Origin of the sequence: Streptomyces sp. NBC_00631 (assembly GCF_045206895.1) — a bacterium.
Taxonomy (GTDB): Bacteria; Actinomycetota; Actinomycetes; order Streptomycetales; family Streptomycetaceae; genus Streptomyces.
This window is the reverse complement of record NZ_CP107734.1, coordinates 5,647,812-5,660,540: the sequence shown is the minus strand read 5'-3', so window position 1 is coordinate 5,660,540 and position 12,729 is coordinate 5,647,812. Positions and strand designations below refer to the sequence as shown.

General features: G+C 68.3%; 10 protein-coding genes and 1 tRNA gene. 7 read left to right on the top strand and 4 right to left on the bottom strand.

Annotated elements, in window-relative coordinates; genetic code table 11:
* Positions 1-128: 128 nt before the first annotated feature.
* Together OHB00_RS25960 and OHB00_RS25955 are read right to left on the bottom strand one after the other, a co-directional pair.
* Positions 129-1,370, bottom strand: coding sequence for an FAD-dependent monooxygenase (locus tag OHB00_RS25960; protein ID WP_406437995.1), 1,242 nt, complete (start codon positions 1,368-1,370; stop codon positions 129-131).
* 426 nt (positions 1,371-1,796) lie between these two features.
* The gene (locus tag OHB00_RS25955) at positions 1,797-2,738 is read right to left on the bottom strand and encodes an alpha/beta fold hydrolase (protein ID WP_406437993.1); all 942 of its coding nucleotides are present in this window, start codon (positions 2,736-2,738) and stop codon (positions 1,797-1,799) included.
* 294 nt (positions 2,739-3,032) lie between these two features.
* Between OHB00_RS25955 and OHB00_RS25950 the strand changes: the two genes are divergently transcribed.
* Positions 3,033-3,653 carry a TetR/AcrR family transcriptional regulator gene (locus tag OHB00_RS25950; protein ID WP_406437991.1) on the top strand — a complete coding sequence of 207 codons (621 nt, stop codon included), beginning with the start codon at positions 3,033-3,035 and terminating at the stop codon, positions 3,651-3,653.
* 1,536 nt (positions 3,654-5,189) lie between these two features.
* Complete coding sequence (locus tag OHB00_RS25945) at positions 5,190-5,582, top strand: hypothetical protein (protein ID WP_406437989.1); 393 nt, start codon at positions 5,190-5,192, stop codon at positions 5,580-5,582.
* Positions 5,583-5,833: 251 nt separating this feature from the next.
* On the opposite strand, the gene OHB00_RS25940 is transcribed toward OHB00_RS25945, so the two are convergent.
* Positions 5,834-6,058, bottom strand: coding sequence for a multiprotein-bridging factor 1 family protein (locus OHB00_RS25940; protein WP_406437987.1), 225 nt, complete (start codon positions 6,056-6,058; stop codon positions 5,834-5,836).
* 183 nt (positions 6,059-6,241) lie between these two features.
* Between OHB00_RS25940 and OHB00_RS25935 the strand changes: the two genes are divergently transcribed.
* The gene (locus tag OHB00_RS25935; protein WP_406437986.1) at positions 6,242-7,165 is read left to right on the top strand and encodes a hypothetical protein; all 924 of its coding nucleotides are present in this window, start codon (positions 6,242-6,244) and stop codon (positions 7,163-7,165) included.
* On the top strand, positions 7,162-8,961 hold the full coding sequence (locus OHB00_RS25930) for a hypothetical protein (protein WP_406437985.1): 1,800 nt from the start codon (positions 7,162-7,164) through the stop codon (positions 8,959-8,961). Before OHB00_RS25935 ends, OHB00_RS25930 begins: the two co-directional genes overlap by 4 nt.
* A gap of 194 nt (positions 8,962-9,155) precedes the next feature.
* Here OHB00_RS25930 and OHB00_RS25925 read toward each other — a convergent pair.
* Positions 9,156-9,239, bottom strand: a tRNA-Leu gene (locus tag OHB00_RS25925).
* A 418-nt stretch (positions 9,240-9,657) separates the two neighbouring features.
* Here OHB00_RS25925 and OHB00_RS25920 point away from each other — a divergent pair.
* The 3 genes from OHB00_RS25920 (at position 9,658) to OHB00_RS25910 (ending at position 12,726) form a co-directional block, all read left to right on the top strand.
* On the top strand, positions 9,658-10,527 hold the full coding sequence (locus OHB00_RS25920) for an FhaA domain-containing protein (protein WP_406437983.1): 870 nt from the start codon (positions 9,658-9,660) through the stop codon (positions 10,525-10,527).
* A gap of 10 nt (positions 10,528-10,537) precedes the next feature.
* The gene (locus OHB00_RS25915) at positions 10,538-11,062 is read left to right on the top strand and encodes an FHA domain-containing protein (protein ID WP_406437982.1); all 525 of its coding nucleotides are present in this window, start codon (positions 10,538-10,540) and stop codon (positions 11,060-11,062) included.
* Positions 11,063-11,160: 98 nt separating this feature from the next.
* The gene (locus OHB00_RS25910; protein ID WP_406445983.1) at positions 11,161-12,726 is read left to right on the top strand and encodes a Stp1/IreP family PP2C-type Ser/Thr phosphatase; all 1,566 of its coding nucleotides are present in this window, start codon (positions 11,161-11,163) and stop codon (positions 12,724-12,726) included.
* The last annotated feature ends 3 nt before the right edge of the window (positions 12,727-12,729 follow it).

Here is a 12,729-nt window from a genome sequence, read left to right as displayed (position 1 = left end):
CGGAAAACAGCCTGTTCTCCGGTACATGACCCTCCCTGCCAGCCCCGCGGCCTGCGTCCGAGCATTCGTTCGATGAAGGTGCGGGACCGGACGACCTCGTTCTCCCGCTCGTGTCCGAGGAACTCCACTCACGCCGCAGCGGCGGCGATATCCAGGCTTTTCATCCGCGCCCTGTTGGCCATCACCTTGGCGAGCAGCCGGCCGGCGATCGGCAGCCGGGCGACGCGGATCATCATGGACCGAAGCAGCAACTCGGCGCGGTTGCCCGGGGTGAGGAAGGCGCGCATGCTCACAGCGTTGCCGAGGTGGTGGGCGACGAACGGGCGCAGGTGGTCCTCCCAGTCCTGCAGCGCTCGTGGCACGTCGTGGGGGTGGCGTTCCAGCATGGTGCCGAGCAGGTCCGCCCCGGCCAGGCCGGTGGATGCCCCCATGGCGGAGTAAACGGTCAGGCACCACGCGGCGTCGCCGACGAGCACGACTCGGCCGCGGTGCCAGTGGTCGAGGTGCACCTGCTCGGCGGAGTCGAACAGGTGGTCCGGGGCCTTCTCGAACTGGTCGAGCAGCCAACCGAGCGTGGAGCCGGTGGGCTCGGGGCCGTAGGCGGCGCGCAGCGAGTCGATGGCCGGCCGGGTGAACTCGGCGTCCACGTCGTCGGTGCGGTAGGAGAACAGCACCGTCGGCAGACGGTCGGCGAAGGGGAACACCCATACCGATCGGCCCGCTTCGGCCATGGTCAGCCCGTCCTGTGGGAGGTAGCCGGGTATCGGCTCGGGCAGGCTGCACACGGCGACCATGTAGTTCAGCCGACGGGTCGGGCTCTGCTCGGGCTCGAACGCAAGCCGGCGCACCGTCGAGCGCAGTCCGTCTGCCCCGACCACCAGGTCGAACCGTTCGACGGTCGTCGTCTCCGTCGTCAGGTCGCGGATCTCGACGTCCACCCCGTCGAGGTCCTGGTCTAGCCCGATCGGCACGTTCGAGTACCGGATCTCGACCTCGTCGGGCAGGGCGGTGAAGGCCGCTTCTTCGACGTCGCCCCGCACCACCAGTCGAGACCCGGGGAACACATCGGCGTAGCTCACACCGAGGCGGCGCCGGCCCGTGCGGGCGACGTCGTAGTTCACGCCATCCGGAGCGAGGCGATCCGGCATCGCATCGGCGAAGCCCAGCCGTTCGGCGGCGGCGAGCCCGGTCCCGAACACGGCGATGAAGTATCCGCCGCGGCGCCGCTCGGGGGCCTTCTCCAGCACCACCACGTCCCAGCCCGCGCGATGCAGTCGCAGCGCGGAGGCGGCCCCGCTGATCCCGAGGCCGACCACCAGGGCCCGCGGTCGCGATGTCGTGTTCTTGTCCATGGGATTGCGCTCCGACATGGTCGTGTTCTCCATCTGGTGGGGGGCGGTGGGGGCGGCCGTTCAGGAAGCCGAGGATGTGGAGTCGTCGTGGCGGGCGAGGGCGTCGAGGAGTGGGGCGTTGCCTCGGCGGGACGCTCCTGCTGCTTGCTTGCTGGGCATGGCTGAAACCGGGTGGAAACTGATCGGTTTTCAGGCAGGAAACAGGTCGGCTTCCTCGCCGACGAAGGTGAGGCGAGCGGTGACGGGCCGAGATCTCAGGTCTTCAAGATCACCCTGCGGCCCCTCGTGGGCTTGCCCCGGTGATCCCCTGGAGGGCCGCGTCGGATGTCCGCGGCGGCCGGCATCCTGTTGATGTCGGCGCCGGCCGCTGCGGAGGCCCCGACCTGGACGACCAGATCGGCGGCGTTGCCGGCCACCCACACCGCGGAGCCGGCCGTTCGGCCTTCAGGTGCGCGCGGACGTCTGCAGGAACAGCTCAAGGAGTGCCAGCAGCGTCTCGGGAGCGTCCTCGGTCGGGAAGTGGCCGGCGCCCGGAATCTCAACCACAGGTGCGTCGGGGTAGCTGAGCCTGAACGACGGGATGACGTACTCGGGTAGCAGCGCCGTGTCCCGCATCCCGACCGCCAGCATCGCCGGCACGGCGCGCAGCGCGGCGACGGCCTCCATGGGCGGTGGTCCGGGCGGGGGGCCCTGTGGGCCTTCCAGGACCTGCCGGGGGAAAGCGATGACACCGCGGCACTCCGCCGGGGTCGGGAAGGGGCTGGAGTAGGCGCGGATCCAGGTCGGCGTGGCGATCTCGGGCCGGGCGACATGCTGCAGGTCGATCATCAGGTGGGCGATGGTGTGACCCGCGTTGCCCAGGATCTGCTCGAACGAACCGTCCGAGAGCGCCGAGTGGGCCCACTGGAACCATCGGCTCTCGACGCCGTTGGCCTTCATGAGAGGGGCGATGTCGTCTGCGAGCGGCAGCACGGTGTTCGTGGCGAAGATCCGGGAGATCCGGTCGGGGTGACGCAGCGCGAACCCGGTGCCGATGGGGCCACCCCAGTCACGGAGCACCAGGGTGATGTCCGTGAGGTCGAGCGTGTCGACGAGCAACGATTCGAGATTCAGGATGTGTTCGCTCGCGTCGTACATGCGATCCTGCGGTGTCTCACTCTTGCCGAAGCCCATGTGGTCGGGAACGACCACGCGATGGTGACGCGACAGCGGCCCGATCAGGTGGCGCCACTCGTAGCCCCACGTGGGCTCGCCATGCAGCATGACGATCGTCTGATCGGGCCGTGATGGGCGCTCGTCGACATAGTGCTGACGGAAGCCGGCAGCCTCGTTGAAGCGGGCGGGATACGGCCACGTGCCGTCGAACGTCTCGTCAGCAGCAATCACGGGATATCGCGCCTTCCGGTGCGGTGTTGTCCGTACCGACCGCGGTCATGAGGTCCTCCGAAGTATTGGTTCTGAAGCAGCCTTCACCGGCTGGCTCGTTCTTGCGCCGAGCCGCGTCCCACGCCCCGAACGTCATGAGTTCAACCTCCAAGCCGCCTTCGCGGCGTCACGGTCCCGCGCGCCCGGACCAAGCCGGTCCGGTGAGCTCAGCACGGTTGTTTACTGAACAGTCCGAAATCTAGATAGTTCTGTACTAGGTTGTCAAATACGATGGATCGGCTTTACCTTCGGCGCATGGCCAGACCACGAAACTTCGACCGCGACCACGTCCTGCATGCCGCCGAGCGGCAGTTCCGCACCTCGGGCTACAACGGCACGAGCGTCGACGACATCAGCGCCGCCACCGGCCTGGGCCGCGGCAGCCTCTACGCCGCGTTCGACGGCAAGCACGGCGTGCTGCTGGAGGCGATGTCCGGCTACTTCGGTCGGCTGGCGCAGGGTCCGCGGAAGATGCTCGACGGACCGGACGAGGGGGCCCTGGAGCGACTGCACGCGTACCTGCTCCGCGCCGTCCACGGGGTGCCACTCGCCGCCGACGTACCCGCCTCCGACCGGGCGGGGGCGGCCTGCTTCGCCGCCAAGATGGCCCTGGAGATCGGCGCCTCCGACCCCGAGGTGAAACGCCTGGCCAACGACTGCTTCTCCGTGGTCGCCACAGCGGTGGCCGAGTGCGTGCGAGCGGCGCAGCGCAACGGCGACATCGACCCCGACGCGGACCCCGACAACCTCGCGTACCTGCTGCTGACCGTCATCCGCGGCAGCGAGGTCGTAGGCGCCAACGGCCACAGCCCCGACCGCCTGACCTCGATAGCGGAGAGCGCGTTCGCCCTGCTGCCCCGCCCACGCCACACCTGAGAAGGACACGGCCGACCTCGTTGCACAGGCATCTGTGAGCGGTCGGCCCACTTCGACGCCGCTGAGGGTTTGCGCGCCGCCGAGCGGTTGCCTGGGCAGGCGAAGAACTGCGCTCAATTCCAGCAGCGTCACCCGGCGCTCGCGGCACAAAACAACTAGCCACTCACTAGCCACCCCAACCGCCACGGTCCCCGCGATGCCAGTAGGCGCCCCGGGCACGCCCGGCTGCCTTACGCCTCCACCCACTCCCTGGCCTCCGAGGACGATTGCGCCTTGCCCCCGTGGAGAGCACCGCCCCCACGTTCAGCGACCCGCCTTCAAAGACCGACGGGTGCCAGCGCATCCACCATCCGCCCGGGACCCCTGTCGCCGCGGACACGGTCCTGCCGGGCCGCCTCGTCGCACCGCGCCCCGGTCACCGGGGGCCGGACATCCGCAGAAACGCCTCGAAAACGCAGCCCCGTCAGGTCCGCAACCTCCGTTTGAGGCACTCACTCTCATTTTCGCGTGCCACGTTCACGGGCGGCCGCCATCGCCGGGCGCTCTGTCCGCCTCCCCCGCCATCAAACCCGGGCAGGGGTAATACGGGGATGCCGGCCTCGTGTCACGGTATGCCTCCTTGCCGACTATCCCTGTGCCTGCCGCGGCGCCCCAGACGGGCAGAACCCGCTCACCACGAGGTACTGCGGAGGACTTGACGGCACCACAACCGACACCCATCCCTGTGCTGCTGAGCCCTGCCATTTCCCCCGCCTTGCAGGCAAGGGCGCCCCTCAGAATCGTCGCCATCCGTACCAGCCTTCCTTGCACAGCCCTATCTCCGTCGTCCGCCACCTACTGCCCGCCAACGGGGCGTCCCCTGGCCCCAGGCCATGACTTACGGCGCCCCTCTCGGTTCCGTCGCCGCCTCGGACGCTCTGCCCCCTCCGTTCAACCCAGGACTACACGTGTGGTTCAGCACAGAACCTCTGCGCCGCCAGCGGGTCCTGCCCTGAAGCGCCCATACCTGTTCCCGGACGCCAATCCTCCGTACCCAGGACTCCTGATCAGCTACCCATTGCCAAGACAAGCGCAGAGGCCCCTATCCGACGCCCCTATCGCCTGACAGAGCAATTGCCCCCGGGCGGCGCTCAAGGCACAAGCCCCCACGACAGGGCTACCTCTCCATGCTCAACGGAACGAACAGGGGTTACCGGCTCAAGGAAGAGAGAACCATGAAGCAAAACATCACCCCCCCCTTCCAGAAATTACCTCCGCACCACAGGGCAGGGAATACAAGCCCGATTGAACAGCCCTTCCTTTCAAGCGAGACAGCGAAACGTTCCTCCACCCCAGACAGGCCCTGGATAACAAAACGGGAATTTTCGATACCGTTCGGCCAGGTAACCCGACAGGTAATTGACCTTGTCGCCACTTCGAGTGAAGCAACCCTTGCGAGAGGGGTAACTTGTGCACTCTCATAGGTAGGGTTCTGCAATGATCGAAACCCTTCCATGAGAAGAAGTAGCCGGTAATCCCGATAAGTACATCCAACTCTTGGAGGAGAAGGAGGTCGAACTGCAGCGCGATACGTTCAAGGTCCGCCAGGAGCTTCGCCTCGTGCGTCAGGTGAAGAAGCAGATGCAGATCGCAGACGAGTGGCGGACATCGGGCATCCCTGAACAGCGACACTCCGACACAGACATCGACGACGCCGAGCCGACGACAGCAGCCGGCGGCCTTCAGACAGCGCCCCGCAAGACCCGGATCCTGCGACTCATGGCCCAAGACCCACTGCGACAGTGGAAAGCACTGGAAGTAGCCAACGCACTCAACGAAGCCGACAAGATCAAGAGCGTTCGCGTGGCAGCCGATGAACTGGCAAGAGCCGGATCTCTGATCAAGCTGCCGAATGCCTTCTACCAGTACGCACCACCCCAGCAGCCTTAAACAAAAGAAGGCCGCCACCAAGGAGTCCAGTCCAAGGTGACGGCCAACGGCGACGAACCCACCTAGAACCTTCCACAGTGCCGGATCAGTTCGTCACGTTGCATTTTACGAGCGGTCGAAGGCCGCCGGTAGCGCACGACGAAATATGGTCCCGCCCTTCGCCCGAAGGGATGACCGCCCGCATGTTCGGTTTCGAACAGCCATTCCGTGCCCCATGTCCGTATACCGGCGGCTCCCCGCAGCGGCCCGCTTCACACTTCCCGGCCGGGCCAGAGATCGCAGTCCAGCGCCTTTTCGAGATTGGCAATGGTCAGCAGGTCGGGCCACGCCTCACCGGCGAGCGCCTTGGCGATCGTGAAGCGGGCCACGCCACTCTCGCGCGACAGTTGAGCGACGGACCAGCCCCGCCCGTCGAGCGCAGCCCTGAGCCGGACAGCCATGGCCTGGGCGACCCGCGCCCCGTGGTGCTCCTCCATGACGGCCTCAGGCCACGCGCCGCTGGCGCAGTACGCGCGCGGCGGCAGTCGGCGGGCATCTCCTTGGGGCATGAGGTGAAGTCTGCCCCATCCGGTCCTCCCCGGTCGCGCGCGGCTGCTGCCACAGCTACATGTTATTCGAATAACACCCCTCCGGCTGGGGTGTTGGTTTGGCGACATGTGATGAGTCAGCGGATTGATTCCTACGGCCCGTCCGGCTCCCCCGCGGGGTGGAGCCGCGTCGGCGACGAAGTGCGCCGTGTCGTCCGCCTCGCCGACCCCCTGCTGCCCTACCAAGCACGTGAACTGCTTTCTGCACTGGCCCAGTTGGCGCTCTTCTGCAACGGCGAGGGACTTCCCGGAACAGCCGAGGTGTGGCTTTCCCGAGAGGTGATCGAGCGGTTCATCGCGGTCGGCTGCCCCACGCTGAAGGACAGCACCCGCGGCAACTACCGGACCAGGCTCCTGCGGCTCAGCGAAATCGTGCTGGGCGGCAAATGCCGGACCGGGAAGCCCGCCAAGCTGTCAGCCTCGGTTCCCAACAGCCCCTACACCCGAACCGAGCTCGCGGACCTGTGGGGCTGGGTAGGTGGACTGCCCACCGACGAGCTTCGCTGGGGCTGCAAGACGCTCATGGCACTCGGGCTCGGTGTCGGCCTCGACTCACCGGAGATCATCCGGGTCCGCGCCCATGACATCCACCGGTCATCAGGAGGTGGCGGCCCGGTCGTTGTGGTCACTCGCGGATCCCGGAAACGGGAGATCCTGTGCCACCGTCCCTGGGAAGGAGTTCTGGCCGCCGCTGCTGACCGTCTCGACAACACGGGCGCCGCGCAGTACCTGTTCCGCCCCAACTCCTACAGCCGCGGCACCAACACCGTCACGAACTTCCTGGCCCGCGCCCAGCCGAGCCCGAACGTCCCGCGCCTGGTCATGGGCCGCCTCAGATCCACGTGGTTGGTGGAGCTCTTCGAAGAGCGGCTTCCCATCACCGTCATCGTCGCGGCGGCCGGCGTCGACACCCTCCACGGCCTCTCCCGCATCCTGCCGTTTCTGAGCGCCGTCCCAGCCGAAGAAGCCGCCCGCCTGTTGCGGGGCAGCCAATGACCACGCCCCGCAGCCTGTCCAGTGATCGCCACGAGCGCCTCCTGGCGATGCGCGCCAAGCGCAGATTCATCGACGACGCCGACGCCGAGGCCGCGATCGAGGAAGTCGACAACAGCCAACTCGTCCCTCTGCTGGAGGAGTTCGTCCACCTCCCACGCGGCCGACACCGCACCCTGCACCTCCGAAGCCTCCTGGTCGGCCTCCACCTCTGCACCCAGGACACCGGCGGGAAGATTGTCCTGGAACGAGTCACGGACATCCTGTACTTCCGCGTCAACCCGCAGCTGCGCGCCCGTCTCGACATAGCCGAGTACGAGGACCACGACCAGGGATTCGAGGCGGCCTACGCCGTGGTCCGGCGCATCTTCCACGCCATGAAGGACGCGATGAACCCGTCCCCGCTGCCGCCCAACGGGCACCTCTCACGCACGGAGGCGAGCACGCTGACGGCGGCAGCCGACGTGGACGAACTGGCGGAGCGGGAACGGCGGCTGGCGCTGTTCACCGAGTTCGTGCTGGACGCCTCCGTACGCCCCCTCCACGACCTGCTGACCGAACTGGCAGAGGTCTCCCTGGGCATCGACGCCACCCCTGTCCGCACGTTCTCCCGAGGCCGCCGCACGAACGGACCCGAGCTCGCCACTGACCCGGACGCCGGCTGGTACGTACGCGACGGCGACCACCGGGACCCCGACGCAGCGGTCGCCGACTCCATGCGCCCGCCTCCGCCGCCCGCCAGGAAAGGCAAAAACCCGACCTCCAAGCGCAGGAAGAAGACCTCGCTCAAGAAGAAGTACCTCTACGGCTACGACGCCCACCTCGTCGTGGCCCGGGACACCGAGCACGACGCCGTACTCCTCGACGACGGCACCCCGAACCCCGACGTCCTCCCGGCCCTCGTCCTCGGTGTCGCCCTCGACAAGCCCGGGCAACGCCCGGCCTACAACGGCATGAAGGTCCTCAACCGACTCCAGAAACGGGGATACAAGCCCGGCTACCTTGCCGGTGACCGCGCCTACAACAACTCTGAGCCCGCGGAATGGCAGATCCCCGTCCGAGCCATGGGCTACAAGCCCGTCTACGACTACCGGGCGGACCAGCTCGGCAAGCAGGACGGAACGCAGGGCGCGATCCTGGTTGAGGGCCGCTGGTACTGCCCGTCCATGCCGGAGCCCCTCGTCAACGCCACCGTAGACCTGCACGCCGAGCGCATCCACCGGGAGACGTGGGTCCGGCTTATCGCCGCCCGCCGCGGGTACCGCCTCATGCCGAAGCAGAATGCCGACGCCGACGGCTACCAGCGGATGATGTGCCCCGCCGAAGCGGGCAAAGCCCAGTGCCCCCTCAAGCCCCACACCATGGGCCGCGGCATCCACCTCCCCCTCATCGACCCGGAACCCAGCCCAGCGGGCCCGGTCAAGATCTGCCGCCAGAACACCATCACCGTCAGCCCGGAAGCCGGCGCCAAGCAGTGGCAAGCCCTGGAGTACGGCGGCCCGGAATGGCAGAAGATCTACTTCCGGCTCCGCAACAGCGTCGAGGGCTACAACGGCTACGCCAAGAACCCACTCGCCGAAGGCATCGAAGCCGCCGGCTCCCGACGCATCCGCGGCATCGCAGCCCAGACGATCCTCCTGGCCTTCCAACTCGCCCACGCCAACCGCCGCAAGATCAAGAAATGGCTGGAGACGCTCGCGCTCGGCGGCGAACGCCCCCGGCGCCGCACCCACCACAGGCGGAAGACCAAGGAACCCGGGACCTGGACACCTACCGGCCATCTGTCGTCGGCCGCATGAACCGGCCGAGGTCACCACAGCACCACCCGGAGAACGACCAGCAGCTCAAATAGCAGGGCCCCGACCGTGAGATACCTCACCGCCGGGGCCCTGCCACGTCCCTGTCCGGGCCAGATCCGGCCCGACAACGAGGAACGGGCCCCCACCGGTGACTTTCGTCACTGGTGAAGACCCGTTCCGTCGGTTCTTCTCTGTGCGCGAGGGGGGAGTTGAACCCCCACGCCCTTGCGGGCACTGGAACCTGAATCCAGCGCGTCTGCCTATTCCGCCACCCGCGCATTGGGTGTGTCTTCCGGCTTCAGCCCCTTGTTTTCCTTGGGACGGCCCCTTCCGACATCGAGAACATTAGCACGTGGGACAGGGTGGGTTCACATCCCTTCTCCGGGGGCAGCGCTCACCTGACGGCCACGTACCGAGCAGTCGGCCATCACGTATCAACCTCGTACCGGTCGTGGCCATCTGTCCAGGAGACGGATCGGGTCCACAGTCAGGTGCGGGACACTGGTCGTGGCCCACCTCTACGATCCATGGCAGAAGGAGCGCCGATCCCGGACGATCCCGGACGGGAGAAGCACCCCGAGGAGTTCGAAGGGGGGCCGCTGGGGGAACCGGCTGATTGCCGGGCGCGTAGATACGATCAGTGAGCGGTAACGGCAACGGCAGGCAGTACGGGCAAGGCGACAGAGGAGGTGCCCTGTGGGAGTCCTGAAGAAGTTCGAGCAGCGTCTCGAAGGTCTGGTCAACGGCACCTTCGCCAAGGTGTTCAAGTCCGAGGTCCAGCCCGTGGAGATCGCCGGCGCGCTGCAGCGCGAGTGCGACAACAACGCGACCATCTGGAACCGGGACCGGACCGTCGTACCCAATGACTTCATCGTGGAGCTGAGCGCGCCCGACTTCGAGCGGCTCAGCCCCTACTCCGGACAGCTCGGCGACGAGCTCGCCGGGATGGTCCGCGACTACGCCAAGCAGCAGCGCTACACCTTCATGGGGCCGATCAAGGTCAACCTGGAGAAGGCCGAGGACCTCGACACCGGCCTGTACCGGGTGCGCAGCCGTACGCTCGCCTCCTCCAGCAGCCAGCAGGCCCCCGAGCGCGCCCCCGCCGGCGGTGCCCCGCAGCGTCCGGGCGGCTACGGCCACCCGCAGCAGAGCGCGGCCGCCCCGCCGATGCCGAGCGCCCCGCCGCCCGGCGCCCGCCCCGGCGGCTACGGCTACCCGCAGCCGGCCCAGCCGGCCGCCCAGCGCCCGCCCTCGGGTCCCGTCGGCGCCTCCGCGCCCGGCTCCCGCACCCGCTACTGGATCGAGATCAACGGCGCCCGCCACCAGATCTCCCGCGCGACGCTGGTGCTGGGCCGCAGCACCGAGGCCGACGTGCGGATCGACGACCCCGGCGTCTCCCGCCGGCACTGCGAGATCCGGACCGGAACGCCCTCGACGATCCAGGATCTCGGGTCCACCAACGGCATCGTGGTGGACGGGCAGCACACCACCCGCGCTACGCTCCGCGACGGCTCGCGGATCGTCGTGGGCAGCACCACCATCATTTACCGGCAAGCCGAAGGGTGAAGCGGGGGCAATGTCAGAGCTGACCCTCACGGTCATGCGGCTGGGTTTCCTGGCCGTACTGTGGCTGTTCGTGATCGTGGCCGTGCAGGTCATCCGCAGCGACCTGTTCGGTACGCGCGTCACCCAGCGCGGATCGCGTAGGGAAGAAGGGCGCCGGCAGCAGCCCGCCGCCCGGCAGCAGGCCGCGCCTCCGCAGCAGCGCGGCCAGCAGCCCGCCGCCGGCGGCGGCCGCCGCCGCAACGCCCCCACCAAGCTGGTCGTCTCCGAGGGCACCCTCACCGGTACGACGGTCGCCCTCCAGGGCCAGACCATCACCCTCGGCCGCGCCCACGACTCGACGATCGTGCTGGACGACGACTACGCCTCCAGCCGTCATGCCAGGATCTACCCGGACCGCGACGGCCAGTGGATCGTCGAGGACCTCGGCTCGACCAACGGCACCTACCTGGACCGGTCCCGGCTGACGACCCCCACGCCGATCCCGCTGGGCGCGCCGATCCGCATCGGCAAAACCGTCATCGAGCTGCGGAAGTAGTGCTACATCATGGATAGGCGCGAGCGGAGCGAGCACGCGGCGGCGGACCGGACGCCGGTCCCCGGCGCGCTCCCGACCGGAGGGTGGGCACCGTGCGGATGTACCCGGAGCCGACGGGCGAGGTGCGCATGAGTCTGTCACTGCGCTTCGCCGCCGGATCGCACAAAGGCATGATCCGGGAGGGCAACGAGGACTCCGGTTACGCCGGTCCCCGCCTGCTCGCCATCGCCGACGGCATGGGCGGCCAGGCCGCCGGCGAGGTCGCCTCCTCCGAGGTGATCTCCACCCTGGTCACGCTCGACGACGACGTGCCCGGCTCCGACATCCTCACCTCCCTCGGCCACGCCGTGCAGCGCGCCAACGACCAGCTGCGCGCCATGGTGGAGGAGGACCCGCAGCTGGAGGGCATGGGGACCACCCTCACCGCCCTGCTGTGGACCGGGCAGCGGCTCGGTCTCGTACATGTCGGCGACTCCCGCGCGTACCTGCTCCGTGACGGCGTGCTCACGCAGATCACCCAGGACCACACCTGGGTGCAGCGGCTCGTCGACGAGGGCCGGATCACCGAAGAGGAAGCCACCACCCACCCGCAGCGCTCGCTGCTCATGCGTGCCCTCGGCAGCGGCGACCACGTCGAGCCGGACCTGTCGATCCGCGAGGTGCGTGCGGGCGACCGCTATCTGATCTGCTCCGACGGGCTCTCCGGGGTCGTCTCCCACCAGACCCTGGAAGAGACCCTCGCCAGCTACCAGGGGCCGCAGGAGACCGTGCAGGAGCTGATCCAGCTCGCGCTGCGCGGCGGCGGCCCCGACAACATCACCGTCATCATCGCGGACGTCCTCGACCTGGACACCGGCGACACCCTCGCGGGCCAGCTCTCCGACACCCCGGTCGTGGTCGGCGCCGTCGCCGAGAACCAGCAGCACCTGCACGACAACGGCTTCATGCAGACCCCGGCGGGCCGCGCCGCCAACCTCGGCCGCCAGGGCCCCCGGCACGGTGGCGGCGGCGAGTTCGGCCCGCCCGGCTCCGGCGACACCACCGGCTACGTCCCGGCCGGCAGCTTCGGCGACTACACCGACGACGACTTCGTCAAGCCCCGCAGGGGGCGCAGGTGGCTGAAGAGATCCTTCTACGGCGTGCTCGCCCTCGCCGTCATCGGCGGGGGCCTGTACGGCGGCTACCGCTGGACGCAGACCCAGTACTACGTCGGCGCCAACGGCGAGCACGTCGCGCTGTACCAGGGCATCAGCCAGGACCTGGCCTGGGTGTCGCTGTCGAAGGTGGAGACCGACCACCCCGAGATCGAACTCAAGTACCTGCCGCCGTACCAGCAGAAGCAGGTCAAGGCCACCATCGCCGAGGGCGGTCTCAAGGACGCCCGGTCGAAGGTCCAGGAGCTGGCCGTGCAGGCCTCCGCCTGCAAGAAGGAGTCGGAGCGCGCCGCCGCCGAGTCCAAGTCCAGCTCCAAGACCGGCCAGGGCGAGGCCGGAGGCACCACGGGAACCACCAAGACCTCTCTCACGTCCAAGGCCTCGCCAAGCCCTTCGAAGTCGGCGTCCGCCACGGCGTCACCGTCCCCGTCCCCCTCAGCGACCCCCAGCCCCGGCCCCACCCTCTCGGAGGATGAGCAGAAGGTCGTCTCGCTGTGCGGTAAGCAATAGGCA